Annotated in this window: 22 protein-coding genes; 6 read left to right on the forward strand and 16 right to left on the reverse strand. The window is 59.5% G+C overall.

Translation table 11 applies throughout. The annotated features are described in order from the left end of the window. Positions 1-146: 146 nt before the first annotated feature. From ligA to FIV46_RS15990, 4 genes are all read right to left on the reverse strand, one after another. Complete coding sequence (gene ligA, locus FIV46_RS18135) at positions 147-2,246, reverse strand: NAD-dependent DNA ligase LigA (RefSeq protein WP_181163274.1); 2,100 nt, start codon at positions 2,244-2,246, stop codon at positions 147-149. 3 nt (positions 2,247-2,249) lie between these two features. Beyond that, the gene (recN, locus tag FIV46_RS18140) at positions 2,250-3,920 is read right to left on the reverse strand and encodes a DNA repair protein RecN (RefSeq protein WP_181163275.1); all 1,671 of its coding nucleotides are present in this window, start codon (positions 3,918-3,920) and stop codon (positions 2,250-2,252) included. A 17-nt stretch (positions 3,921-3,937) separates the two neighbouring features. After that, the gene (locus FIV46_RS15985; RefSeq protein WP_139941925.1) at positions 3,938-4,723 is read right to left on the reverse strand and encodes an outer membrane protein assembly factor BamD; all 786 of its coding nucleotides are present in this window, start codon (positions 4,721-4,723) and stop codon (positions 3,938-3,940) included. A gap of 214 nt (positions 4,724-4,937) precedes the next feature. After that, a complete protein-coding gene (locus FIV46_RS15990) occupies positions 4,938-5,471 on the reverse strand; it encodes a PAS domain-containing protein (protein ID WP_246056973.1) in 534 nt (177 codons plus the stop codon). A 182-nt stretch (positions 5,472-5,653) separates the two neighbouring features. Between FIV46_RS15990 and FIV46_RS15995 the strand changes: the two genes are divergently transcribed. Both FIV46_RS15995 and FIV46_RS16000 read left to right on the forward strand, forming a co-directional pair. After that, positions 5,654-7,021 carry a short-chain fatty acid transporter gene (locus FIV46_RS15995; protein ID WP_139941926.1) on the forward strand — a complete coding sequence of 456 codons (1,368 nt, stop codon included), beginning with the start codon at positions 5,654-5,656 and terminating at the stop codon, positions 7,019-7,021. Positions 7,022-7,108: 87 nt separating this feature from the next. Continuing rightward, a complete protein-coding gene (locus FIV46_RS16000; protein WP_139941927.1) occupies positions 7,109-8,122 on the forward strand; it encodes a zinc ABC transporter substrate-binding protein in 1,014 nt (337 codons plus the stop codon). On the opposite strand, the gene FIV46_RS16005 is transcribed toward FIV46_RS16000, so the two are convergent. After that, the gene (locus FIV46_RS16005; RefSeq protein WP_139941928.1) at positions 8,116-8,682 is read right to left on the reverse strand and encodes a hypothetical protein; all 567 of its coding nucleotides are present in this window, start codon (positions 8,680-8,682) and stop codon (positions 8,116-8,118) included. The genes FIV46_RS16000 and FIV46_RS16005 overlap by 7 nt on opposite strands. Positions 8,683-8,765: 83 nt before the next feature. Next, complete coding sequence (locus tag FIV46_RS16010) at positions 8,766-9,248, reverse strand: Lrp/AsnC family transcriptional regulator (RefSeq protein WP_139941929.1); 483 nt, start codon at positions 9,246-9,248, stop codon at positions 8,766-8,768. Between the two features lie 136 nt (positions 9,249-9,384). Between FIV46_RS16010 and FIV46_RS16015 the strand changes: the two genes are divergently transcribed. The 3 genes from FIV46_RS16015 to FIV46_RS16025 are packed head-to-tail and all read left to right on the forward strand — an operon-like array spanning position 9,385 to position 14,548. After that, positions 9,385-12,864 (forward strand): indolepyruvate ferredoxin oxidoreductase family protein, encoded by a 3,480-nt coding sequence (locus FIV46_RS16015; protein WP_219846163.1) that lies wholly within the window; start codon positions 9,385-9,387, stop codon positions 12,862-12,864. A gap of 22 nt (positions 12,865-12,886) precedes the next feature. Then, positions 12,887-13,975, forward strand: coding sequence for a histidinol-phosphate transaminase (hisC, locus tag FIV46_RS16020; RefSeq protein ID WP_139941930.1), 1,089 nt, complete (start codon positions 12,887-12,889; stop codon positions 13,973-13,975). A 27-nt stretch (positions 13,976-14,002) separates the two neighbouring features. Then, on the forward strand, positions 14,003-14,548 hold the full coding sequence (locus FIV46_RS16025) for a phosphatase PAP2 family protein (protein WP_139941931.1): 546 nt from the start codon (positions 14,003-14,005) through the stop codon (positions 14,546-14,548). A 20-nt stretch (positions 14,549-14,568) separates the two neighbouring features. On the opposite strand, the gene FIV46_RS16030 is transcribed toward FIV46_RS16025, so the two are convergent. Then, positions 14,569-15,036: an Lrp/AsnC family transcriptional regulator gene (locus tag FIV46_RS16030; RefSeq protein ID WP_139941932.1), complete on the reverse strand. Its 468-nt coding sequence runs from the start codon at positions 15,034-15,036 to the stop codon at positions 14,569-14,571. Between the two features lie 149 nt (positions 15,037-15,185). Here FIV46_RS16030 and hppD point away from each other — a divergent pair, with 149 nt between their 5' ends. After that, positions 15,186-16,238: a 4-hydroxyphenylpyruvate dioxygenase gene (hppD, locus tag FIV46_RS16035; protein ID WP_139941933.1), complete on the forward strand. Its 1,053-nt coding sequence runs from the start codon at positions 15,186-15,188 to the stop codon at positions 16,236-16,238. Between the two features lie 119 nt (positions 16,239-16,357). Here the strand turns inward: hppD and FIV46_RS16040 are convergent, their stop codons facing one another. The 9 genes from FIV46_RS16040 to ftsW all read right to left on the reverse strand — a co-directional run bounded on the left by FIV46_RS16040 (position 16,358) and on the right by ftsW (position 26,741). Further along, positions 16,358-16,741, reverse strand: a complete 384-nt coding sequence (locus tag FIV46_RS16040; RefSeq protein ID WP_139941934.1) for a DUF7668 domain-containing protein — start codon at positions 16,739-16,741, stop codon at positions 16,358-16,360. A 321-nt stretch (positions 16,742-17,062) separates the two neighbouring features. Beyond that, complete coding sequence (gene ftsZ, locus FIV46_RS16045) at positions 17,063-18,790, reverse strand: cell division protein FtsZ (protein ID WP_139941935.1); 1,728 nt, start codon at positions 18,788-18,790, stop codon at positions 17,063-17,065. Positions 18,791-18,953: 163 nt separating this feature from the next. Continuing rightward, positions 18,954-20,207 (reverse strand): cell division protein FtsA, encoded by a 1,254-nt coding sequence (ftsA, locus tag FIV46_RS16050; RefSeq protein WP_139941936.1) that lies wholly within the window; start codon positions 20,205-20,207, stop codon positions 18,954-18,956. Beyond that, entirely contained in the window at positions 20,207-21,088 is an 882-nt protein-coding gene (locus FIV46_RS16055; protein WP_139941937.1) for a cell division protein FtsQ/DivIB, read from the reverse strand. Before FIV46_RS16055 ends, ftsA begins: the two co-directional genes overlap by 1 nt. After that, positions 21,076-21,990 carry a D-alanine--D-alanine ligase gene (locus tag FIV46_RS16060; RefSeq protein ID WP_139941938.1) on the reverse strand — a complete coding sequence of 305 codons (915 nt, stop codon included), beginning with the start codon at positions 21,988-21,990 and terminating at the stop codon, positions 21,076-21,078. Before FIV46_RS16060 ends, FIV46_RS16055 begins: the two co-directional genes overlap by 13 nt. After that, positions 21,987-22,919, reverse strand: coding sequence for a UDP-N-acetylmuramate dehydrogenase (gene murB / locus FIV46_RS16065; RefSeq protein WP_139941939.1), 933 nt, complete (start codon positions 22,917-22,919; stop codon positions 21,987-21,989). Before murB ends, FIV46_RS16060 begins: the two co-directional genes overlap by 4 nt. Then, positions 22,919-24,361 (reverse strand): UDP-N-acetylmuramate--L-alanine ligase, encoded by a 1,443-nt coding sequence (gene murC, locus FIV46_RS16070; protein ID WP_181163276.1) that lies wholly within the window; start codon positions 24,359-24,361, stop codon positions 22,919-22,921. The genes murB and murC overlap by 1 nt, the downstream gene beginning before the upstream one ends. Beyond that, complete coding sequence (gene murG, locus FIV46_RS16075; protein ID WP_139941940.1) at positions 24,358-25,596, reverse strand: undecaprenyldiphospho-muramoylpentapeptide beta-N-acetylglucosaminyltransferase; 1,239 nt, start codon at positions 25,594-25,596, stop codon at positions 24,358-24,360. The genes murC and murG overlap by 4 nt, the downstream gene beginning before the upstream one ends. Next, positions 25,593-26,741 carry a putative lipid II flippase FtsW gene (gene ftsW, locus FIV46_RS16080; RefSeq protein WP_139941941.1) on the reverse strand — a complete coding sequence of 383 codons (1,149 nt, stop codon included), beginning with the start codon at positions 26,739-26,741 and terminating at the stop codon, positions 25,593-25,595. The genes murG and ftsW overlap by 4 nt, the downstream gene beginning before the upstream one ends. Between the last annotated feature and the right edge of the window lie 8 nt (positions 26,742-26,749).

Here is a 26,749-nt window from a genome sequence, read left to right on the forward strand (position 1 = left end):
TGACCTTTAGATAAAGTTTTATATAAATTTTAGTAGGTAATAAAATTGCGCGGCAGGCATGCAATTTGCGCATACCTGAAAATAAAGGGTATTAAATAATGCATAGCTATAGAGGATAATAATCAGGTTGCAGTTAACTGAGGCCCTCAGGCCTGGCCGATCAGCTCCAGCCATTCATCCTCGGTCAGGGTCTGGATACCCAGTTCCGTCGCTTTCTTGAGCTTTGACCCGGCCCCCGGCCCGGCCACCACCATATCGGTTTTCACCGATACCGATCCTGACACTTTGGCGCCGAGGTTCTCCGCCGAAGCCTTGGCTTCCTGGCGGGACATTTTTTCCAGCTTGCCGGTGAACACGATGGTTTTTCCCGCCACCAGGGAACCTTCGGTCTTCGGTGCCTCGAAATCCAGCACCTTTACTTCCGCCCGCAGGTTATTAATCACTTCCTGGTTATGGGGCTCGGCAAAAAACTCGACAATGGCTTCCGCCACCTTGGGCCCGATCCCGTCAATATTCATCAATTCCTGATAGGCGCTGCTGTCCCGGTCGCGGGACGCCTCCATCTGGGTCAGCAGAGTGTCCAGGGACAGATAATTGAGGCACAGCAGCCGGGCATTATTCTGGCCGATATGCCGGATCCCCAGGGCATAGAGAAAACGATCCATGGTGATTTCCCGGCGCGCATCGATCGCCTGCCACAGGTTTTTGACCGACAGCTCGCCCCAGCCGTCGAAATTCTTCAGCCGTTGCAGATTACCCGCGGCCTCGTCCCGTTTCTGCAGGGTGAAAATATCGGCCGGGCTCTGGATCATGCCCTGAGTGAAGAAGAACTCGATCTGTTTGGCGCCCAGACCATCAATATCGAAAGCATTGCGGGAAACGAAATGCCTGAGCCGCTCCACCCGCTGCGCCGGGCAGATCAGCCCGCCGGAACAGCGCCAGACCACTTCCCCGTCCTCGCGCTCCAGATGACTGCCGCAGCTCGGGCATTCCTTGGGAAATTCGATGTCCCGGCCGTCCCCGGCCGCTTCCTGGACCCGCACCACCTGGGGAATCACATCGCCGGCCCGCTGGATGATCACCTTGTCACCGATCCGCACACCGAGCCGTTCGATCTCGTCCGCATTATGCAGGGTCGCATTGGAAACCACGACGCCACCGACCGTCACCGGTTCCAGCCGGGCCACAGGAGTTACGGCGCCGGTCCGGCCGACCTGAAATTCCACATCCTGGAGAGTGGTAATGGCCTGTTCGGCCGGGAACTTGTGGGCAATGGCCCAGCGCGGCGCCCGGCTGACCATGCCGAGCCGGTCCTGCAAATCGAGCCGGTCGACCTTGTAGACCACGCCGTCAATGTCATAGTCCAGTTCCGCCCGCTCACGGGCGATCTCGCGGTAATGTTCCACCGCCTGTTCTGCGGAAGTGCAGACTTTGGTCAGACTGTTGATGACAAAGCCCCATTTGCCCAACTGCTCCAGCGCCCCATGCTGGGTATTCGACAGGGGTTCAGACAATTCGCCCCAGCCATAGGCAAAGAATTTGAGTGGCCGCTCGGCGGTAATGGAACTATCCAGCTGCCTGAGTGACCCCGCCGCCGCATTGCGGGGGTTGGCGAATATTTTCTTGCCGGCCGCGGTCTGCTTTTCGTTGAGGGTGAAAAAGTCCGCCTTGCCCATATAGACCTCGCCGCGCACTTCCAGCACCTCGGGCCAGCCGTCACCTTGCAGCTTTTTCGGGATATCGTCCAGGGTCTTGAGGTTGTCGGTAATATTCTCCCCGACCCGGCCATCGCCACGGGTCACCCCCTGGACAAATACGCCCTTCTCGAACCTGAGGGAGGCGGACAGGCCGTCGATCTTGGGCTCAGCCGTCAGCGCGATCTCATCACCGGCAGAAAAATTCAGGAACCGGCGACAGCGATCGACAAAATCGATCACATCCTGCTCCTCAAAGGCATTATCCAGCGACAGCATCGGTTTGGCGTGTTCGACCTTGGCGAAGCCGCTGGCGGGCGCAGCGCCAACCCGTTCCGAGGGGCTGTCTTCCCGGACCAGGTTGGGGAACAGCTTCTCAATCTCGTCGTTGCGGCGGCGCAGGGCGTCATAGTCCGCATCGGAAATGACCGGCGCATCCTGCTGGTGATAAAGCTTGTCATGACGGGCGATTTCTTTTGCCAGACGTTCAAGTTCCTTTTTCGCCTCGTCTTCGGTCAGTTTGTCCGGGGCAATGGTGGTAAGGTCTGACATCTTCTATCCCTGCATCAGGCTTGCGGCGGCCGCCCGGGCCTCGTCAGTCACTGTGGCCCCGGCCAGCATCCGGGCGATCTCCTCGCGCCGGGCCTCCTCATCCAGGGCAGTAATGGTGGTGTTCATCTGTTCCGCCGCGCCCAGCTGGCGTTTCTGGATCAACCAGTGGCTGTTGCCCCGGGCCGCCACCTGGGGGGAATGGGTGATGACCATGATCTGGGCATGTTCGGACAGGCGTTTCAGCCGTTCACCCACCGCATCGGCGACAGCGCCGCCCACCCCCCGGTCGATTTCGTCGAAAATCAGGGTCGGCACGGTATTTTCCGTCGCCAATACCACCTTGAGGGCCAGGATAAAGCGGCTCAGTTCCCCGCCGGAGGCAATCTTGATCAGGCCGGCAAAGGGTGCACCGGGGTTGGTGCTGATTTCAAACTCCACCTTCTCGCCGCCGGACGCATTCCAGTCTTCTTCCGCCATCGGGGTCAGGGTGGTGCGGAATTTGGCTTTTTCCAGTTTCAGTGGCGGCAGTTCGGCGTTGACCAGTTTGTCCAGCCTGTCGGCAGCCTTGTGCCGGGCTTCGCTCAGGGCGCCGACAGCTTGCCGGAACGCCTCCTCCGCCTGCCTGACCTCAGCGGTCAGGCGACGGATTTCCTCGTCGCCGAATTCCAGGGCGCGCAGCCGTGCGGCAAAATCCTCTTTCAGGGCCGCCAGCTGGTCCACCTGGCAGCTATGCTTGCGGGCGGCGGCGCGCAGGGCAAACAGCCGCTCCTCGCTATGCTCCAGGTCCTGGGGGTCAAACTCCAGGTCCCTGACCACCTGTTCCAGTCCGGCGATGGCTTCCGCCGTCTCGATCGCCGCCCGGTCCAGCGACTGCACGACAGATTCCAGCAGGCCTTCCGACTGGTCCGCCATCCGTTCCAGCCGCCGGAGCGCCCCGCGCAGGGACGCATCCGCGCCCTTGTCATTCAGCAGGTCAGACAGAACCTCATTGAGGCCGTCGGACAGCTTTTCGCCCTTCATCATATGGGCGCGCCGTTCCGACAGTTCCTCTTCCTCGCCCTCCTGCGGATCAAGGGTTTCCAGTTCCTCGAGATTGTAGCGGATATATTCCTCATCCCGCTGCGCCTCGGCCATCTTGTCCTGTTCGGCGCGGAGTTCTTCCTTCAGGGACACCAGTTTTTCATAGGTTCCGGCGACAGCAGCCAGTTCTTTCCGGTAGTTGCCATATTCATCCAGCATGGCCCGGTGGCCGGCCGGATTGAGCAGGCCCCGTTCATCATGCTGGCCGTGAATTTCCACCAGCATCTCGCCAAGCTGGCGCAACAGGCCAATACTGACCGGCTGGTCATTGACGAAGGCGCGACTGCGCCCTTCACCGGACAGGGTACGCTTGAGGATCAGTTCGCCCGGTTCATAGTCGAGCCCCTGTTCCTCCAGCAACGACCAGAGCGGCAGATCGGCGGGCAGGGAAAATTCGGCAATCACCACGCCCTGCTCCGCACCGTGGCGGACAAGCTCCCGCTCGCCGCGCTGGCCGGTGGCCAGCCCCAGACTGTCAAGAAGGATGGATTTACCGGCGCCGGTTTCCCCGCTGAGCACGGAAAGGCCTTCCGGCACAGGGATTTGCAGCCGGTCAATAAGAACAATATCCCTGATGGTAAGGCCGATCAGCATCTGGACGCGGGCGCCTCCTAATTGGAATATTTCTTCATCAACTCGTAACTATATTTGTACCATTTGCTGTCCGGGTAGTTGTGCCCCAGGACGGCGGCGGTCTTCAGGGCCTCCGGGTAGATGCCCAGCGTCATATACAGTTCGGTCAGACGGTGCAGGGCTTCCGGCACATGGCTTGTGGTTTCATAGTCTTCCACAACGGTACGGAAACGCTTGATCGCCGACATATATTCACCGCTTTTCTGGTAGAAGCGGCCGATTTCCATTTCCTTGCCGGCCAGGTGATCCCGGGTCAGGTCGATTTTGAGACGGGCATCCTGGGCATATTTGGACAGGGGGAACCGGCGCACCACCTCGGTAAAGGCGGCAAGCGCCTGCTCGGTGATTTTCTGGTCGCGGCGCACGTCGGTAATCTGCTCGTAATAGCACAGCCCGGTCAGATAATAGGCGTAGGCGGCATCCTTGTTACCGGGGTGCAGCGAAATAAAGCGCCCCGCGGTCAGGATGGCTTCCTCATATTTGTTGGCCATATAGTAGGAATAGGCAGACATGAGCTGCGCCCGGCGCGCCCAGACGGAATAGGGATGCTGGCGTTCCACCTCGTCAAAGGCCACCGCCGCATAGCGATACTGGCCCTTGTTGATATAGTCCAGCGCCCAGTCATAGATTTCCTCGACCGACCTGTCTTCATATTTGAGGGTATCGCGGCCGCCACAGCCGGCCAGAAGCAGCAGCGCAGCGATCATCAGAACGGCATTCTTTGTGAGTTTGGAAAGGGAATAGTCCCCGATGTGAAAATTCATACTCTACCCGTCTTTTCTGCGTCCGGAGTCTGCGTCCGGCCGACATTATCAAGCCTTGTTAAAATCCCCTTATCCCGATTCTGGCTGGACTATAACACGCCAAACAAGAAAAGAGCCAACCCCTTTTTACATTCGGGTTGGCTCTTTATCAATAAAAACAAATCGGGCGGAATTTTGACCCGGATTTATCCGTTTTCCGGGTCAGGCCCCGGCGTTATGAATTCTCAAGCGAGAATAAAAATTCCGGGTAGGTCATTCCCTTGCCCGCCAGGATCTGCAGGAACTGTTTTTCTGCCTCGGCCATGCCATCCTTCGGGCTGGCGGCCTGCTGCTCGGTCCGCCGCAGGCTCGTATAAAGATCTTCAATTTTCGGCAGCACCCGGCGATTGGGGGTACGACGGCTGGAATGATAGCCACAGACATTCCCGTTCAGATCCAGGGACGGTGTGACATAAGCCAGCACCCAGTAATAGCGGCCGTCCTTGCAGCCGTTTTTGACATAGGCAAAGATTTCTTCGCCACGACCGAGAGTATCCCACATGAATTTAAAGATACAGCGCGGCATATCCGGATGGCGAATGATATTGTGCGGCTTGCCGATCAGCTCGTCCACGTGATATCCACTGACGGTGCAGAAGATATCATTGGCGTAGGTAATTTTGCCTTTGACATCCGTCTTGCTGACAATGATCTCGTCCTCTGAAAAGACGACTTCCTGTTCCATTACTTCCGCTGCAGCTGCTGCCATATCAAACCCCTTGTCCCACTTGCCTTTGTAAAATGAACCCAACCAATCCTGTCTTTTTCCCATTCAGCCTGGAATACTAAGATGCAAATCTGAAAAAAACGTGAATATACCGGGATTTGTCCTTTTAAGTTGAATCTCGGGCACCATGCTTCACAATGTGCGGAAAAAAAGCGGAGGATCCCATGAAATATTTTCAGCTTCTGGCGAAACCATTCACCATCTTTGTGGAACGATATTATCCCGACCCCTTTGTCTTTGCCATCCTGCTGACCCTGCTTACCTATCTGATTACCCTGGGCCTGACAGACATAACGCCCATGGATGCCGTGGTGGCCTGGGGCGATGGCCTTGCCTCTCTGCTCAGCTTCATGGCCCAGCTTGCGATCATGCTGATTGCCGCCCACGCCCTTGCCCATACGGATTCCATCCAGCGCTGCCTGAGATTCCTCGGCGGCCTGCCGAAAAGCCAGGCCGCCGCCTATCTGATGGTGACCGTGATTGCCGGGCTGGCCAGCCTGCTGTCCTGGTCCCTTGGCCTGGTGGCCGGCGCGATCCTGGCCCAGCAGGTGGCGATCGAGGGTCGCCGCAAAGGCCTGCGCCTGCATTTCCCGCTGCTCGTCGCCTCCGCCTATGCCGGCTTTGTCATCTGGCATATGGGCTATTCCGCCTCGGCGCCGCTGTTTGTCGCCACCCCGGGCAATGCCCTGGAAGGCACCATCGGCGGCCTGATCCCGGTCACCGACACCATTTTCGCCGGCTGGAACATCCTCATCGCCTTTGTCACCCTGGCTCTGGTCGCCATCACCTGCAGCCTGATGCGGCCCAAAGAGGAGGATATTCTGGAAGCCCCGGTCGAGGCCATGGAATCCATGCGCGAAGATGAGGAAGAAGCCGACCGTTCCGCCGGCCACGGCAGCCCCCTGTCGCCAGCCGGCCATATGGACAACAGCCGGTTAATCTCCATCGCGCTCGGCCTGTTTCTGATGGTTTACCTGGTCCACTGGTTTTCCAGCAAGGGGCTCAACCTGAACCTCAATATCGTCAACTGGTCGTTCCTCGCCCTGGGACTGATCCTGGCGCGCAATCCGCTGCATTATGTCGGCCTGATCGGCAATGCCAGCCGCACCGTTTCTCCGGTACTGCTGCAATATCCGCTCTATGCCGGCATCATGGGCCTGATGTTCAACAGCGGGCTGGTCAACGTCATGTCCGACTGGTTCACCAGCATTTCCACCCCCGAAACCCTGCCGTTCTGGGCGTTTATTTCCGGCGGCCTGGTCAACTTCTTCGTCCCCAGCGGCGGCGGCCAGTGGGCGATCCAGGGCCCGGTCTTTATCGATGCCGCGCAGAAGCTCGGTGTCGACCTGCCGCTGGTGGTCATGGGTGTGGCCTACGGCGACCAGTGGACCAATATGATCCAGCCGTTCTGGACCATCCCCCTGCTGGCCATCGCCGGACTGCACATGCGCCAGATCATGGGCTATACCTTCGTCATTTTCCTCGTCACCTTCCTGACCTTTGGTGGCGGCTTGTTGATTGCCGCCACCTGAAATGGAGGAGTATAAATTGAAATCAGCACTTGACTTTACAGGCCTGAACCATCAGATACGTTATGTTATAACAAATTTGGAAAAATAATGATCAACAGACTATTCAGGGTTCTTTTCAGTACAGTTATTATCCTGGCGGCGGCCCTTCCCGCCCAGGCGAGAAAACTGGATGTTGTTGCCAGCATCAAGCCGGTTCATTCCCTGGTGCAATCCGTAATGGGAAGCGAGGGGGAAGCCTCCCTTTTGCTGGATAGCGCTCTCGATCCCCATATCTTCCGCATGCGGCCGTCCGATATCCGCAAGGTTGTCGACGCGGATGTGCTGTTTTATGTGGACACCAAGCTGGAAACCTTCCTTGAAAGCATCGTTGACAATGACCGGCACAAAGTAAAGGCGGTCGCCCTGTCCGGGGCAAAAAACCTCAAGCTTCTTCCCTACCGCACCAGCAAAATCTGGTTCACCGAAGAAAACGAAGACCATGAAGGACATGATCATGAGGAAATGGATCTGCATATCTGGCTTGATCCGGAAAATGCCATCCAGATGGTCCGCATGATCGAGGAAACCCTGTCCGAACTGGACCCGGATAATCGTGTCACCTATATCCGCAATTCGAAGCTGGTCATCAAACGGCTCTATGAATTGAAGGATCGGCTGCGCGAGGACCTGCGCCCCTACAGAAACAAACCCATCATGATTTATCATGATGCGTTCCAGTATTTTGAAAAGGCCTTCTCCCTCTATAGTGTCGGCGCCATCCAGCTGAAAGCGGACAGTCCGCCCAGCGCCAAGCACCTGAAAGCCCTGAAGCGGATCGCAAAAGAGAAAAATGTCACCTGCGTCCTGGGAACACCCGGTGCGCACCCGCGTATCGCCACCGTCGTCATGGGCGATACTTCGGCCAACTATGACGTGATTGATCCGTTAGGTGTTTATCTGGAGCCCGGGGCCAACCTCTATATGGAACTGATCGAGGAAATTGCCCTGACCATCGAGGATTGCCAGGCTGGCGGCGGCAAAATCTTCGATATTAATCCGAGCCTCAAGGAAGACGCCCCGGCCCCGGACCTGGATTCTCAAGAAGGCCTGCCGCCTCAATAAAGGGTCAGGAGCCGCACCAGCCAGCGGTCGCTTTCCGAATTGGCATCGTCAATGGTTTTCAACTGGTAACGGGTGAACAGCTGGCCGTAGTCCGGCAGGTTGATTTTTGCCGTCAGCTCCCCGCCCGTCCAGGTATTTTCGTAGATGTCATTCTCATGTTCGGCCAGATTGAAATAGTCGAAGCGGACAGCCAGTTTTTCCATGCTGTAGCCCGCATCTTCGAAATAGACCCGCCTCGGCGTCTCCACGATCACCATCGCATCACTCAACTCAACGGCCTTGCCGGCCATATAGTCGGGATCCAGCAGGTCCTGCCAGTTGATCACCACTTCGCCGCCGCCATAACTCCTGAATGATGGCAGCGCCCGCGGAGAGATATACTTCCGGCTCTCTTCTTCAGAATAGTCCGGTCTGATCAATACACGCAGGACCGGCCGCGAGGAAGTTGCCCGCGCCGCGCCCTCGGCAGCGGTCTCTTCGGGGACAGTCTGGGCCTGGAGGGCCTGCGTCGACAGCAAGAACAAAAGACAGGATACGATCAGTCGAAGGGTTGTTTGCATAATGCCCCCATTATTCCCATAAAGTACAACGGTGCTCTGTGGCTAGTGTATGTCCAAAAGGCTGCAGTGGTCAAACGGCCATTTCAGTCTTTTTGCTGATTCACGAAGCGTAAGGGCAACCGGGTTGTGTGCTTCTTTTGTTTCAGGACAAAAGAGGTACTGACCGACCGCACCACCGGCAGGCGCATCAGAAACTGGGTCTGGAATTCCTCATATTCTTTGATGCTGCGGCTGATGACCTTGAGCAGGAAATCATAGTCGCCGCTCATGGAATAATATTCCAGCACTTCCGCCCGTTCCCCGATCATCCGGTCAAACTGGTCGCTCTGGTCAAGCTGGTGTTTTTCCAGCATCACCTGGCAGTAAGCGACAATCGGCAGGCCGATCTTTTCCGGATCCAGCAGGGCTACATACTGGTCAATAATCCCTTCTTCCTCCAGTCGCTTGACCCGCCGCCAACAGGGCGACGGCGACAGGCCCACTTTCTGGGCCAGGTCGTTATTGCTGAGTCGGCCGTCCTGCTGCAGCTCCCGAAGGATGTTAAAATCAATATGATCCAATTTCATGGAATTTCCTTCCAATTTATTAATTTTTTTAGAAATATTTTCCTATTTTATACAAACATTCAGCAAAGATCGCAAGGACATTCCTGCGCGGAAGGGATATTATTCCCCTAACGACAAAACAAGGGGCAGATAAGCCATGACCATGCACCCGGGCAGCTTCGACGACAGCTACCAGCTTGACGACCGCTACGAGAAAAATGACGGACAGGTTTTCCTGACCGGCACCCAGGCGCTGGTGCGCCTGCCGCTCATGCAGGCCGCGCTGGACCGGGCAAATGGTCTCAACACCGCCGGTTTCATTTCCGGTTATCGCGGCTCCCCGCTCGGCGGCTATGACATGGCGCTGTGGAAGGCGAACAAATACCTCGAACAGGCCAACATCAAATTCCAGCCCGGCATCAACGAGGAACTGGCTGCTACTGCCGTGCTCGGCACCCAGCAGGTGGAACGCAATCCCAAGGCCGACTATGACGGCGTGTTCGGCATCTGGTACGGCAAGGGCCCAGGTGTCGACCGGGCCGGTGACGCCCTCAAGCACGGCAATGCCTTCGGCGCCTCCCCCCGCGGCGGGGTGCTGGTGGTGGCCGGCGATGACCATAATGCGGTCTCCAGCAGCATGAACCACCAGAGCGAACAGGTGATGGAGAGCTGGATGATGCCGGTCCTTGCCCCGGCCGGGCTGCAGGATTATTTCGATTTCGGCCTCTATGGCTTCGCCCTCAGCCGCTTCAGCGGCTGCTGGTCCGGGTTTATCGCCACCAGCGAAATCGTCGAAAGCGCCGGCACCGTCAACCTGGACCTGGTCAACCGGCAGTTCACCATTCCGGCCCATGAGGGCTATGATCCGACCAGGCTGCATTACCGCTGGCCCGATCCGTTCCGGGACATCGAATATCGCCTGATGGACCACAAACTGAAGGCGGTTGACAATTTCGCCCGTCACAACAGCCTCGACAGGATGGTGTGGGACTGCGAGAGCCCGCGTCTCGGCATCGTCACCTGCGGCAAGGCCAGCCTTGACCTCGCGGAAGCGCTGCGCATGGCCGGCATTGATGCCCGGGTCGCGGAAGAAAAAGGCATCGCCCTGCTGAAAATCGGCATGACCTGGCCGCTGCAGCAGGAGCGGATCAAAGACTTCACCCGCCGCTGTGACAAAATCCTTGTCATTGAAGAAAAGCGCAGTTTCGTGGAACGGCAAATCCGCGACATCCTCTACAACATGCCGGCCGACCAGCGACCGCCGGTGATCGGCAAACAGGACGAGAATGGCGCGCCGCTGCTTCGGGCGACCGGCGAGCTATGCCCGGAAGAAGTGCTGGCCGCGCTGCTGCCGTCGCTGAAGCCGCTCGGCCTCGAAGACCATATCGAACAACAGCTGGACCGCTGGCAGAAAAAACAGAAACTGATCGGCGTCTTCGACCAGAAGGACCTGCGCACGCCTTATTTCTGCTCCGGCTGTCCCCATAACCGTTCCACCAAGGTGCCGGACGGCAGCCGCGCCCTGGCCGGGATCGGCTGTCATTTCATGGCGACCAAAATGGACCGGGACACCGAATGCCTGACCCAGATGGGCGGCGAAGGCGTCAACTGGCTGGGTCAGGCGCCGTTTACCCACGAAGGCCATATCTTCCAGAACCTGGGTGACGGTACCTATTACCATTCCGGCCTGCTGGCGATCCGCCAGGCGATCGCCGCCGGGGTCAACATCACCTACAAGATCCTCTATAACGACGCCATCGCCATGACCGGCGGCCAGCCGCTGGAAGGCACCCTGCTGGTCGACCAGATCAGCCGCCAGCTCCATGACGAGGGTGTCAGGGTGATCCGGGTACTCTCCGACGAGCCGGATAAATATCTGGGCTGGGCCAACTTCGCCCCCGACGTGCAGGTGTTGCACCGGGACGAACTGGATACGGTGCAGCGCGAGCTGCGCGAGATCGAAGGCGTCACCGCCATCATCTACGACCAGACCTGTGCCGCGGAAAAGCGCCGCCGCCGCAAGAAGAAAGAATTTCCCGATCCGCCGAAGCGGGCCTTCATCAACGAGCTGGTCTGCGAGAGCTGCGGCGACTGTTCCGTGCAGTCCAACTGTGTGTCCATCGTGCCGGTGGAAACCGAACTTGGCCGCAAACGATCCATCGACCAGTCCAGCTGTAACAAGGATTACAGCTGTATCGAAGGCTTCTGCCCCTCCTTCGTCACCGTCGAAGGCGGCCAGGTCCGGAAAGGCAACCGCCAGGACCCGCTGGCGCTGGAAAGCGAACTGTCGAGCCCGGCCCTGCCGAAAATCGGCGACAGCTATGACATCCTGATCACCGGCATCGGCGGCACCGGCGTGGTGACCATCGGCCAGATCATCACCATGGCCGCCCATCTCGAAGGCAAGGCCGCCAGCGTGCTCGATTTCACCGGTTTCGCCCAGAAGGGCGGTTCGGTCTACAGCTATGTACGCGTCGCCGACAAAGCCGACAATATGGATGCGGTGCGCATTGCCAGCGGCCATACCGACCTGCTGCTGGGTTGCGACATGGTCGTAGCCGGCAGCCCGGAAAGCCTGCGTACCCTGGAGAAGGGCCGCAGCCATGTGATCCTCAACGCCCACAAGACCCAGACCGCCCAGTTCACCCTCAACCGGGATGCAGACATCCATGACGGCCTGATCCACCGCAACCTGGAGACCATGGTCGGCCGGGCCGGACTGGATATGATTGAAGCCACCGAGCTGGCCACCCTGCTGATGGGCGACAGCATCGCCACCAACATGTTCCTGATGGGCTATGCCTGGCAGAAGGGCAAACTGCCGCTCAGCCTTGGCGCGCTCTATCGGGCCATCGAGCTCAACGGCGTCGCCGTGGCCAGCAACAAACAGAGTTTCGTCTGGGGTCGTCTGGCCGCCGAACTTCCCGAAAGGGTCCGGGACTCCCTACCCGGGTCGGCGGCCGGACGCCACCTCCCCCAGACCTTGGACGAGCGGATCGACTATCGGGCGGGTGAACTCACGGCCTATCAGAACCAGGCGCTGGCCGACAGATACCGGGCCATGGTCGAGCGGGTGCGCACGGCAGAACAGGCCGCCCGGCCCGGCAGCGAGGCCCTGACCGAAGCGGTTGCGAAAAACTATTACAAGCTGCTGGCCATCAAGGATGAATATGAGGTGGCCCGGCTTTACACCGACGGCCGCTTCCGCCGCAAGCTGGCCCAACAGTTCGAGGGCGACTATAGCCTCAAATTCCATATGGCGCCGCCGCTGCTGGCGGACAAGGACAGCCAGGGTCACCTGAAGAAAATGACCTTCGGTTCCTGGATGATGCCGGCCCTCAAACTGGTGGCAAAATTGAAATTCCTGCGCGGTACCGCCTTCGATATTTTCGGCAAAACCGAGGAACGCCGGAGCGAACGCGCGCTTCTTGCCGGTTACGAGTCGCTGCTGGAAGAGCTTCTCGAGACCCTCGACGGCGCCAGTCTGGAGCAGGTTGTTTCCCTCGCCTCGCTACCCGCCGAAATCCGCGGCTTCGGCCATGTTAAAGAGAAATCCATTGAAGAGGCAAAAAAGTTTCAAGAGAAACTACTTGACGATTATCGAAAGTCTGTGGTCACAAATATCGCAGCAGAGTAACAAAAAAAAACGGACCGACATCATGACAGTAACACCGCGTAACGGCGTCCTCGATATTACCCCCTACAAGCCCGGCGAGTCCAAAATCGCCGGCGTCGACCGCATCATCAAACTGGCCTCCAACGAGAGCCCGCTCGGTGCCAGCCCCAGGGTTTATGAGGCCCTGAACACAGCGCTGGAAAAAGACCTGGCGCTCTACCCGGATCCGGCCTCAACCGAATTGCGCACTGCCATCGGCGAAGTGCACGGCGTCGATCCCCTCCAGATCCTGTGCACCAACGGCTCCGAGGAAATGCTGACCCTGCTGGTGCGCGCCTATGTAGCCGACGGCGACGAAGTGATCCTGTCCAAATATGGCTTCCTGGTGCCGCCGATCATGACCATGGCCGCCGGCGGCACGCCGGTGCTGGTCGCGGAAAAAGACTATGTCGCCGATATCGACGCCATGATCGCGGCCCAGACCGAGCGCACCAAAATGGTGGTGCTGGCCAATCCCAACAACCCGACCGGCACCTATGTGCCTTACAGCGAGATCAAAAGGCTGCGCGACGGCTTGCGCGATGATGTGCTGCTGGTGCTGGACGCCGCCTATGCGGAATATCCGGAGACAGCCGATTTCAACGCCGGCATGGAACTGGTGGATAACGGCAGGGACAATGTGGTGGTGAGCCGCACCTTCTCGAAAATTTACGGCCTTGCCGCACTGCGGGTCGGCTGGGCCTATGCACCCGCCGCCATACTCGAGGTGCTGAACCGCATCCGCGGCACCTTCAATGTCAACGCCCTGAGCCAGGCCGCCGCCACCGCCGCGGTGCTCGACCAGGATCACGTGGCAAAAGCCCGGGCCCACAACAACCGCTGGCTGCCGCTGATGACCGAACGGCTCGAAGGCATGGGCCTCACCGTGACACCGAGCCTCGGCAACTTCGTGCTGGCCCATTTTGCTACTGAAGAACAGACCTCGGCCGCCAACGACTATCTGCGCGCCAAAGGCATCATCGTCCGCCCGGTCGGCAACTACGGCCTGACCAGCTCCCTGCGCATTTCCATCGGCCGCGACGAGGAAAATGAAGCTTGCCTTGAGGCGCTGGGAGACTTCATGCTAGGGTAGCTCTTTCCAATAAAGAGCTCCAAAGTCATGAAAAAATTCAGCCAGGCAGTCGTGGGGGGCCTCATCGCCTCCCTGCTTCTCCTTTCCCCGGCCCAAGCCAAGAAAACCACGGAAAAACTTGGGGACGCCGGCGCCGTCGCCATTCCCCTTGTGGCCCTGGGCGCCACCCTGCTCCATGAACAGGACACCAACGACGGCACCATTCAGCTGATCGAGTCCCTGGCCAGCTCCACGGCGGTCACCCTGGCCCTGAAGCAGGTGATCGACAAGCGCCGCCCCAACGGCGAATGTTGCGATTCCTTCCCGTCCGGCCACAGTACCGTCGCCTTTGCCGGCGCCGCCTTCATCCAGAAACGCTATGGCTGGGAATATGGCATTCCCGCCTATCTCGGCGCAGGTTTTGTCGCCTGGAGCCGGGTTGATGCGGACAAACACCATGTGGAAGATGTGGTCGCCGGCGCCGCCATCGGCATCCTCGCCAGCTATGTATTCACCGAACCCTACAAGGGCTTCACCGTCACCCCCGAGGCCAGCGCCGATTATATCGGGGTGCATGTCAGCGCCACCTGGTAAGAGCTACTCCAAACCCAAAGCTAGTCCAAACTAAGCGCCGTGGAATATTTCACCTGCCGCATGGCGAAGCTGGAGGTGGAGGAGGCCACGGCCGGATGGGAGAGCAGCGTGCCGGAGAGGAACTTCTCGAACCGCTCCACATCCGGCACCCGGATGATCATGGCATAGTCGTAATTGCCGACCACCGCATAGCATTCCAGCACCTCGGGCCGCCCGGCGATGAATGTCTCGAACTCCTGCCCGGTGCCGGCTCCCTGGTGGGTGAGGCGCACGCTGACCAGGGCGCTGACCTGCATCCCCACCTGCTTGGCATCCAAGAGCGCCACCCGGCCCTGGATCACCCCCGCTTCCTCCAGGCTCTTGATCCGCCGCCACACCGAAGTGGAGGACAGATTGGCCCTGTCGGCGATCTCCTGATGGGTCAGGGTCGCGTCCTGCTGGATCAGGGTGAGGATTTTCCGGTCTGAAGCATCAAGCGTAACGGACATTTCAATAACAATCCTTTTATGGAATATTTTCCCTATTTTATCGCATATTGGCGAAAATCAAAAACAATATTTCAGCATTCCCGGAGTATAATTCCCGAAACACCCAAAAGAGTGAAACGGATACAGGTTTAAGACTTCAGGAGACTGCTATGGCTGAACTGTTTGAAAACCCCATGGGCCTGGACGGCTTTGAATTCATCGAATATGCCTCCCCGGAACCGGAAAAACTGCGCGCCCTGTTCCGGCAGATGGGCTTCAAAACCGTAGCCAAACACCGGCACAAGAATGTCACCCTGCACCGCCAGGGCGACGTCAACTTCCTGATCAATGCCGAGCCCGACAGCTTCGCCCAGCGTTATGCCTTCGCCCACGGCCCGAGCATCTGCGCCATGGCCTTCCGCGTCAAGGACGCCAAACAGGCCTATGAGCGCGCCCTCAAGCTCGGCGCCAACCCGGTGCCGGTCGATGTGGCGCCGATGGAGCTCTATATCCCGGCCATCGAGGGCATCGGCGGCAGCCGCCTCTACCTGGTCGACCGCTACGGCGACAACACCATCTATGACGTGGATTTCGTGCCGGTCGAGCTCGACGACGAGAAAGACGTCGCCGACGCCGGCTTCCAGTTCATCGATCACCTGACCCATAATGTCTACCAGGGCCGCATGGCCTATTGGGCCGAGTTTTACGAGCGGCTGTTCGGCTTCAGGGAGCTGAAATATTTCGATATCGAGGGCCAGAAAACCGGCCTCACTTCCAAGGCCATGACCAGCCCCTGCGGCAAGATCCATATCCCGCTCAACGAGTCCAAGGACAACAAGTCGCAGATCGTCGAATATCTGATGGAATATCGCGGCGAAGGCATCCAGCATGTGGCGCTGCATACCGAGGATATCTATCGCACGGTGGATACCCTTCGCGCCCATGACGTCAGCCTGCAGGACACCATCGATACCTATTACGACCTGATCGACGACCGGGTCGAAGGCCATCACGAAGATGTCGAGGAGCTGCGCAAGCGCCGCATTCTCATTGACGGCAGCGACGACCAGGGCATCCTGCTGCAGATCTTCACCAACAATGTGATCGGCCCGATCTTTTTCGAGATCATCCAGCGCAAGGGCAACCAGGGCTTCGGCGAGGGCAACTTCAAGGCCCTGTTTGAATCCATCGAGCTCGACCAGATGCGCCGGGGGGTTATCTAAGTATTTAAAATATAATATTATCTGACAAACTGAACGGGCCCTGCTTCACGTGAGCGGGCCCGTTTTTATAAGCTCACTTTCTCTGCCCCAGCTTTGATAAGTGGAGACCAACGCCATTCCTATGGAACGTGCACATCTTCCACTTGAAATCGAAATGCGCCGTCTTGTTCAGTTACTTTGGCAAACAAGACCAAGTCACTTGCTCCTTCTTCAGCAGAATAAAGGTCAATCAGAACTTGCCAGTAATTCCCCATCCATCGACAAACAGACGTATCCCAGGTCTCATTTGGAAGAGCCACCAAGCCGACACCGTATTCTGTAATATTACCTTCTATTCTTTTGGCATCATCCTCACCCAACCTTTCGACCGAACCAGGCGCCTTTTCTAATCGAAAGTCACCGACCCTTATTGATTCAACAATATCAATAAATATCTGGCGCCATTGACTTGGGAGCGGCAGTTCTACTTCTTCATCCTTTAGAAAAGATATATTTTCTGTCATAGATTTCCCCAATGCTGAAACAGTCACAGTTTAGCGGAAATGCGTCCCACCCTCAACCCGTCACCCTCGCGAAAGCGGGGGTCCATACGCCCACGTGAGAAGCCTATCCGGTGTCAGGCATGGATTCCCGTTTTCACGGGAATGACGGCTAGAGAAGCGGGAATGACGAAGCACACGCCCCAAAGAAAAAAGGCGGGGCAAGCCCGCCTTGTATCTCAGTCCAGGGGAATTACTCAACTCGAACGATACTCGGAACAAACACTCTAACAACTGATCCCTGTTCTACCTGTACTTTTTGTTATTGTTATCCTGCGTTTAAACTCAGTTGGCCTGCCTTCTGAGGAAGGCCGGAATTTCCAGATGGTCGTCGTCTTTTTCCGCCGTCGAGCCCGCGGGGGTAATCCGCTCGCCGGCCGTCAGCGGTGTGCGGGCCGGCTCTGCTTTCGGCGCGGCTTCCACCGGTTTTTCTGCCTGCGGCTGCTCTTCAGTTTTCTGGCGGATCGGATTGGCGACCGGCGCCGGCCTGGCTTCTTCCTGCACCTTCGGGGCCTCCGCCCTGGGCGCGCCCAGCAGGTCGCCCTGCTTCAGGATCGGTTCCTTGGCCGGCTTAGCCTTTTTTTTACCGCCGAGCATGGAGCCGAAAATATTCAGCCGGCCGCTCTTCTCGGTGCCGGCATTGGCCATGGCGGCCTCGGCATAGGGATCGGCCTTCTCGCTGAGCTCCTCGGGACGGCTTTCCGGCAGTACCGGTTCCGGCGCGATGAACGGCGCTTCGCGGTCTTCGTCCACAGAAGTCTCGGCAGTCTGGCGTTCCTCGACCCCACGATCTTCAACGATGCTGTCGTCAAGCTGGCTCAGCAGCTCGGCAGTATCGTCGTCCTCAACTTCCTCGGTGAGCTCCAGCGGCTCCTCGAGGTAAGCTTCATTGGACAGGTCCATCGTTGACTGGGGGACCGGCTGTTCACTGGTCTCCTCGGCCACGGTTTCCTCGACCATGGCTTCCATGATCGCTTCGGCCACTTCTTCCGTCTTCGGCTTGCCGAAATCATAGGTGCGGGTCGGCTCTTCCAGGCGCGGCTGGGCGGAGCCGTCAATGCCGGTGGCGACCACGGACACGCGCATCTTGCCTTCCAGATCCGGGTTCAGCGCGGAGCCGACCAGGATATTGGCGTCCGGGTCCACTTCGCTGCGGATGCGGTTGGCGGCTTCGTCCACTTCGAACAGGGTCAGGTCCATGCCGCCGGTGATGTTGATCAGCACGCCCTGGGCGCCCTTCATGGACACTTCATCGAGCAGCGGGTTGGAAATGGCGGCTTCGGCGGCTTCGAGCGCCCGGCCCTCGCCGGAGGCTTCGCCGGTGCCCATCATCGCCTTGCCCATTTCGCTCATCACGGTGCGCACGTCGGCAAAGTCGAGGTTGACCAGACCCGGCATGACCATCAGGTCGGTGATGCCGCGCACGCCGGAGTGCAGCACTTCGTCGGCCATGGCAAAGGCGTCGGCGAAGGTGGTGTGCTCGTTGGCGACCCGGAACAGATTCTGGTTCGGGATGATGATCAGCGTATCCACATGCTCGGCCAGCTCGGCAATGCCCTGTTCGGCCAGCTTCATGCGGCGGGACCCTTCAAACTGGAACGGTTTGGTGACCACGCCAACCGTCAGAATGCCTTTTTCCCGGGCCTTGGCGGCAATCATCGGCGCGGCGCCGGTGCCGGTACCGCCGCCCATGCCGGCGGTGATGAAGGCCATGTGCGCGCCCTGCAGGTGCTCCTCGATCAGGTCCATGGTTTCCTCGGCTGCAGCCCGTCCCACTTCCGGGCGGGCGCCGGCGCCAAGGCCCTGGGTCAGCTCTGCGCCAAGCTGGATTTTCTGTTCAGCCCTGGAGTTGGCCAGCGCCTGCGCATCGGTGTTGGCGACAACGAAATCGACCCCCTGCAACTGCGCGATGATCATATTGTTGACCGCATTGCCACCGGCACCGCCAACCCCGAAAACGGAAATTTTTGGTTGCAATTCTGTCAATTCTGGAGTCGTAAATTCGATGGTCATTCTGGTCTCCTGGCTGCACTGAACATCCCGTGATTCAGTGTTGCTCTACATATAGTTAATAATAAGTTACCTTATGCGATTCGCACTGTCTAAATAAAAATGCTCTCCGAGTCGTTTTTTTTGCATTCCGAGTCGTTTTTTGACTCGGTTCGAGTCATTTCTGTCAAAAATTCTCCTTCACCCAGCGGCTGATGCGGGAAAATACCCCCAGCACCGGCTGCGCGTCGGCATGGAAATGCACTTCGTCCGGCCGCGTCGCCGCATAGTTCAGCAGCCCGGCGCAGGTGGAAAAGACCGGGCCCGCCGTCGCGTCGGCCAGGCCGTCCACACTGAGCGGCCGGCCCATGCGGATATGGCGCTCGAACTTGCCGGTGGCGAAGACCTTTTTCGCCAGGTCCTCGAGCCCGTTCATCTGGCTCGCGCCGCCGGTGATGACGATGCGCCGGCCGACCACGCTGTCAAGGCCGGAGGCCACCAGCCGGTCGCGGACGATTTCCAGGATTTCCTCCATCCGCGGGCCGATGATGCTGGTCAGCATGGAGCGCGGAATGGTGGTGGTATATTCGCCGCCGTCGTCGCCGGTCTGCACGATGTCGATCTGGTCGCGCACCATGGCGCGGGGGAAGCAGTTGCCGAACAGGGTCTTGAGCCGCTCCGCATTGGCAAGCGGTGTCGACAGGCCCTGGGCGATGTCGCTGGTGACGTGATTGCCGCCGAGGGCAATGGTATCGGCATAGATAAACTCGTCATTCTTGAAGGCGGCGACACTGGTCAGTCCGCCGCCCATGTCGATGCAGACGCTGCCCAGCTCGCGCTCGTCCTGCACCAGGCTGGAGAGCCCGGAGGCATAGGGCGACAGCACCACGCCGGCCAGATTGAGGTGGCAGCGGTTGATACAGGTCTGCAGGTTTTTCAGCGGGCTGACCGCCACGGTGGCCATATGCATGTCAACGCCAAGCTTTTCGCCGAACATGCCGCGCGGGTCCTTGACCCCGCTCACGCCGTCGATGCTGTAGCTGGCGGGGCGGGAATGGACCACAAAGCGTTCCTCGTTGCGCAGGTGTTCCTTGGCGCCGTCCAGCACCCGCTTGATGTCCACGTCGCTGATCTGGTGCCCGGCCACATCCACCTCGACGGCGAAATGGCGGCTTTCCGGCTGGCCGGCGGAGATACTGACATAGACATTCTCGATCGGGCTGCCGCCGGCCATGCGCTCGGCGGTGTCCACGGCGGCGCGGATCGAGGTTTCCGTCTCCTCCATATCCACCACGGTGCCGGCCTTGATACCCTGGGACACCTGGTGGCCGATGCCGATCACATGGGGCCGGCCGTCCTCGCCGACCCGGGCGATGAAGCAGCAGATCTTGCTGCTGCCGATATCCAGCGCGGCAATGATTTTTTCACGCAACACGGCCATTAAATCTGTTCCTCTTCGGTATTTTCCGCAGCCATCCTGCGCCGTTTGGCCTCGCCCGGCGTCAGGCGAATGAAGGTCTTGTCTTCCAGGCGCAAATCCACGGCCAGGATATCCTTTTCCAGTATTTTCTCGTCCCGCGTGAGCGCGGCGAATTTCTCCAGTGCCTGGGTCACATTTTTCTCGGGCAGGCGCACGGTAATACCCCGCTTCAACAACAGGTCCCAGCGGCGATCGCCGACCCGCACCGCGCTTTCCACCCCGGCAAAAATCTCCGGCCAGGCCGCCACCAGTTCAAGATAGCCCGGCAGCGCGCTGTCCGCCCCCTGCCCCACCACCATCGGCAGGGCGGGAAACAGGCCCAGCTTCTGGTCGGTAATCCGTTTGCCGTCCCGGGTCACCAGCCACAGGTGGCCGTCAACCTGCCAGAGGGCGGCCGGATCATATTCCTCAATCCGCACGGTCAGGATATCGGGCATGGCGCGGCCGATGCTGGCGCTTTCGACCCAGTCCAGCGCTTCGACCCGCTCGCGCATCGCTTTCAGGTCCAGCGCCATGATATTCTCGCCGTGGCTGACCGCCAGCGCCTTGCGGATATCGTCCAGCGCCGCCTGCTTCTGGCCGTCAATGCGGATTTCCCCGACGACCAGACCGGCATCGGTCAGCCGTTCCCCGACCCGCTCGCCGGTGCTGTGCAGGGCGTCGGACACCATGCCGCTCTGCCACAGGTAGACCGACATGATCACAACCAGCGCCACCACGGAAACACCGGTGCTGCGGATCAACAGATCCTTCTGACGGCGGCGTTTCAGGCTCTGGGCCTCGCGCTCACCGCGCTTCAGCGGTTCCCTATTGCGCTGGAAGAATGTGATCAGCGATCGCATGAGGCGTCCTCCACCATCCAGCTCACCAGGTCTTCAAAAGAGATGCCCAGATGGGCGGCCTGTTCCGGCACCAGCGACAGGTCGGTCATGCCAGGCTGGGTGTTCACTTCCAGGATATAGGGGATACCGTCGCCGTCCGGTCCGTCATCGAGGCGGAAATCGGCCCGGCTCACGCCGCGGCAGCCCAGCACCCTGTGCGCCTCGAGCGCCAGATGCATCAGCCGGCCGGTCATCTCATCGTCCAGCGGCGCCGGGACCAGATGCTCGGTCTTGCCGTCCTGATACTTGGCTTCATAGTCATAAAACCCGCTCAGCGGCCGAAGCTCGGTGACCGCCAGCGCCTTGTCGCCCATCACCGACACGGTCAGCTCGCGGCCCGGCAGGAACTGTTCCGCCATCAGCAGACTGCCCGACTGCCAGGGGCCCGGCATGTCAGGGCTGAGGTTGCTGCCGTCGCGCACGATCACCACGCCGACGCTCGAGCCCTCGTTGGCCGGCTTGACCACATAGGGCCTGGGCAGCGGATCGGTTTTGAACAGCGCGGCCCCTTCGATCAGCTTGTCCTCAGCACAGGGAATACCCACCGTGCGGAACATGGCCTTGGCGGCGATCTTGTCCATGGCCACGGCCGAAGCGCGCACCCCGGAATGGGTATAGGGAATCTTGAGGATTTCCAGCAGGCCCTGGATGCAGCCGTCCTCGCCCCAGCGGCCGTGCAGGGCGTTAAAGGCCACGTCGGGCTTGATCCGCACCAGGTCGGTATAGACATCAGGGGTGACATCCAGTTCGGTGACATTGTAGCCGGCATTGGTCAGGGCTTTGGCCACCGCCGCCCCGCTCATCAGCGACACCTCGCGCTCGGCGGACCAGCCGCCTTTCAGAACCACCACATGCTTGCTCATGACCGGTCCTCCTTCGCGTCACCGACGATACGGATTTCCCACTCGAGCCCGACGCCGGAGGTTTCTTTCACCCGGCGGCGCACGTCCTCACCCAGGTTTTCCAGGTCGGCGGCGGTGCCGTTGTCGTCATTGATCAGGAAATTGCAGTGTTTTTCCGAGACATGGGCGCCGCCGACGCGCAGGCCGCGGCAACCGGCCGCGTCAATCAGCTGCCAGGCCTTGTGTCCGGCCGGGTTTTTAAAGGTGCTGCCGCCGGTACGGGTCCGGAGCGGCTGGCTTTCCTCGCGGGCGTCAGCAATCTGCTGCATGCGCCGCTCAATATTCTCTTTCAGGTCCGGCGTGCCCTGCAGGATGGCGCCGGTGAAAATCAAATCCTCCGCCAGATCAGAATGACGGTAGCTATACCCCATTTCCTGCAGGGTAAAGCGATGCGCGTTCCCGGCCCGGTCGAGCGCCCGGGATTCCACCAGCACATCGGCCATTTCCCGCTCATAGGCGCCGGCATTCATACGGACCGCCCCGCCGATGGTGCCGGGAATGCCGCGCAGGAATTCGAGTCCGGCGAGAGAGGCATCGCGGGCCGCGGCAGCCACGGCAATGTCCGGCGCCCCGGCCCCGGCCATGACTTCGGTATCCTTGACTGTAATATCGGAAAATTTCTTGCCGAAGCGGATCACCACCCCGTCAAAGCCCCCGTCCCGGATCAGCAGGTTGGAGCCGACGCCGAGGCACAGCAGCGGCACTTCCCGCGGCAGGCGACGCAGGAAGGTCGCCAGATCCTCCTCGTCTTCCGGGGTGAACAGCACGGCGGCCGGGCCACCCACCTTGAACCAGGTCAGCTTGGCCAGCGGGGCGTCAAATTCATATTTGCCCCGCACCTGGGGCAGGCGGTCAGCCAGAGTAAGGGATGTTGCCGCGGACACGGTCATCAGGCCCCGTCTCCTTTCAGTTTCTGCAACGCCTGTGGCAGGTCGTTGGCCCACTGGGTGATGTTGCCGGCGCCAAGGCAGATGACGATATCGCCGTCCCCGGCGGTCTCGGCAATCTTTTGCGGCAGGTCGTCCATCCCTTCGACAGCAAACACCTGCCGGTGGCCGAAACTACGCAGGCCATCAATCAGGCTGTCGCGGTCGGCGCCTTCGATCGGGCTTTCGCCCGCCTCATAGACCGGGGCGACAAACACCGTGTCGGCATTGTTGAAACAGGCGCAGAATTCATCAAACAGGCTTTTCAGCCTGCTATAGCGATGGGGCTGGACCACGGCAATGACCTTGCCCTGGTAGGCCTCACGCGCCGCCGCCAGCACAGCGGCAATTTCCACCGGATGATGGGCATAATCGTCGACAATGGTCACGCCGTCCACCTGGCCGACCCGGGTAAAGCGCCGCTTGACGCCGGAGAAATCGGCAAAGGCCTCGCGGATCACCTGGGAGTCAATGCCCATTTCATGGGCCACGGCAATGGCGGCCAGGGCATTGAGCACATTGTGGCGGCCCGGCATCGGCAGCACGATATCTTCCAGGGTCTCCACTTCTTCACCCTGGCGGGTGCTGATTTCCACATCAAAATGGGCGCAGCCGTCGAGGAATTTGAGCCCCATGCAGCGAATATCGGCCTGGGGACTGAAACCGAAGGTGACGATTTTGCGGTCGGTGATGCGGCCGATCAGGGCCTGCACTTCCGGATGATCGATACACATGGCGGCAAAGCCGTAAAAGGGCACATTTTCGATGAAGGTACGGAAGGCCTCCTTCTCGGTCTCGAAATCACCGTAAAAATCCAGATGTTCGGGATCGATGTTGGTCACCACTGCCACCGTGGACGGCAGTTTGACGAAGGTGCCGTCGGATTCATCGGCCTCCACCACCATCCAGTCGCCTTCCCCGAGGCGGGCGTTGGTGCCGTAGGCATTGATGATGCCGCCGTTGATCACGGTCGGGTCATAGCTGGCCTTGTCCAGCACCGCCGCCACCATGGAGGTGGTGGTGGTCTTGCCGTGGGTGCCGGCGATGGACACACACCATTTCAGGCGCATCAGTTCCGCCAGCATTTCCGCCCGGCGGATTACCGGCATCTTGCGGGCCCGGGCCTCGACCATTTCCGGATTGTCGGGCTTGATGGCGGAGGACACCACAATGCCCCAGGCCCCGTCCAGGTTGTCCGCCTTCTGGCCGATCTTCACATCGATGCCAAGGCCGCGCAGGCGCTGGACGTTGGCATTCTCGGAAATATCGCTGCCCTGCACCTTGTAGCCGAAATTATGCATCACCTCGGCAATGCCGCTCATGCCGATGCCGCCGATGCCGACAAAATGCAGGATGCCGATATTGATGGGATGGCCGATGCTGGGCGGCTGGATATTCTTATTCATGGCCGCTCTCCTGCGCTGAGGATCGGCCGCTGTTGTTTATTCTCACTCGGTTCACTTTCTTCTTCACTTGCAGCCGCAGGCTTGTGAATAGCCTCCAGCTTATTCGTCTTGATCACCCCGGCGTCCCCCTTGACCAGGGCCAGCCGTTCCACCAGATCCGCCAGATCCTTGACCGCATAGGGCTTGCCAACCTTGCGACTGTCTTCCGCCGCCCGCCACACATCCCGGGGCCTTTTTGCCAGACGCTGCAGCATCTTGGCCAGTTCGCTGGGATTGAATTCCTTCTCGTGGAAGATCCAGGCGCCGCCGGCGATCACCAGTTCCTTGGCGTTTTCCATCTGATGGTCATCCATGGCATAGGGATATGGCACCAGAATGGCCGGTCGTCCCGCCGCCGTCAGTTCCGCGATAGTCGACGCCCCGGCCCGTCCGATCACCAGATGTGCCCATTCCATACACTCCGGCAGATTGGAAATAAAGGTGGAAAGTTCGACGGCGATTTTTGTATCCGCATAACTGGCACGCACGGACTCAATATCCTCTTTCCGGCACTGCTGGGTGATCTGCAGTCGGCGCTGGACCGCGCGCGGCAAAGTGGAGATCGCCGCCGGGATCACATCGCTGAAAATCCGCGCGCCCTGGCTACCGCCGATTACCAGGATCCGGAAGATCTTGTCTTCGCCGATGGGCGGATAGGTCTTGTCCCCCAGCGCGACGATTTCCTTGCGCACCGGGTTGCCGGTCACCACGGTATAGTTATATTTTTCCCAGTTCGCCTTCTGGGTATTTTCAAAGGACAGCGCCACCGCATCCACTTTTTTCGCCAGATAGCGATTGACCCGGCCCAGTACCGCATTCTGCTCATGCAGGCAGCTGGGAATCCCCATCAACACCGCCGCCCGAAGCGCCGGCAGGGAGGGATAGCCGCCAAAGCCGACCACACAGCCCGGCCGCAGCATACTGAGCAGGGAGCGGGCCTCAAGGATACCACCCAGCACCTTGAACAGAGCGCCGATCTTACCCAACAGGCTTTTGCCGGCAAAGGTAGCGCTTTGTACGGTGAGGATTTTCACATCCTTGAAATAGTCCTTGTAGGCAAGCCCCCGCTCGTCGGTGATCAGGGTCACCCGGTGCCCCCGGGCCAGCAGTTCATTTTTCAGCGACACGGCCGGAAACATATGGCCACCGGTGCCGCCGGCCGACAGGACGATATGGGAGGTGCGCCGCCGCTTCATACCAGTCTCCAGCCGGTTGCCGGATTGGCCTGGCCATAGCGGCTGTTGCGCCGGGTCAGCGCCAGCACCATGCCCATGCCGATGGACAGCGACAGCAATGACGATCCGCCATAGCTGATGAACGGCAGGGTCATGCCCTTGCTGGGCAGCACGGCCAGGTTAACGCCCAGATTAATAAAGGCCTGCAGGCCGAGCTGGATCAGCAGGCCGGAGACGGCGAGGAAAATAAACAGGTCCCGCTCCTTCATCAGGTTGACCATGCCGCGGATCACAATGACGGCAAACAGCAGAACAATCGCCGCGCAGATGATAATGCCGAATTCCTCTCCGGTGACGGCAAAAATAAAGTCAGTATGAGCGTCAGGCAGGATCTTTTTCACCGCCCCCTCACCCGGGCCGCGCCCGAACAGGCCGCCACTCTTGAACGCATTCATGGCCATATCCACCTGGAAGGTGTCGCCGCTTTCCGGGTTCAGGAAACGGTCGATACGGCTGGTCACATGGGGCAGGAACATATAGGCCATGACGATTCCGCTCAGCCCAAAGGCGACAAAGGCCCCGACCCAGACCATCGGCAGACCGGCCATAAAGAACATGGCGCTCCAGACGACGGAGACCAGCACCGTCTGGCCGAAGTCCGGCTGAATCACCAGCAGGCTGACCACCAGAAGATAGAGCCCGATGGCGATTTTCCAGCCCGGGAAGCCGGGACTTTTACGGGCCTCGGAAAACATCCAGGCGGAAACGATAATGAAGGCCGGTTTCATGAATTCAGAGGCCTGCAGGGTAAAACTGCCGATCCGGAGCCAGCGCCGGGCACCCTTGGCCTCGGGGCCGACCAGCGCCGTCAGCACCAGCAGCAGCAGACAGACCAGGAACAGGATCACGCCGAGTCTGCGCACCTGGCGCGGCGGCAACAGGGACACCCCGAACAGGCAGACCAGGGAGACCGCCAGGAACAGGAGCTGGCGGCGGACGAAATGAAAACTGTCGAGGCCAAGCTTTTCCGCAATGGCCGGACTGGCGCCGAAGGTCATGACAATGCCGATCCCGATCAGAAGGGCAAGCGACATCAGCAACCAGCGGTCTACCGTCCACCACCAGTCGCTGACAATGCTTGTATCTGTGCGGGAAAATACGGTCATATGCTTCC

Origin of the sequence: Emcibacter nanhaiensis, assembly GCF_006385175.1 — a bacterium.
GTDB classification, from domain to species: Bacteria; Pseudomonadota; Alphaproteobacteria; order Sphingomonadales; family Emcibacteraceae; genus Emcibacter; species Emcibacter nanhaiensis.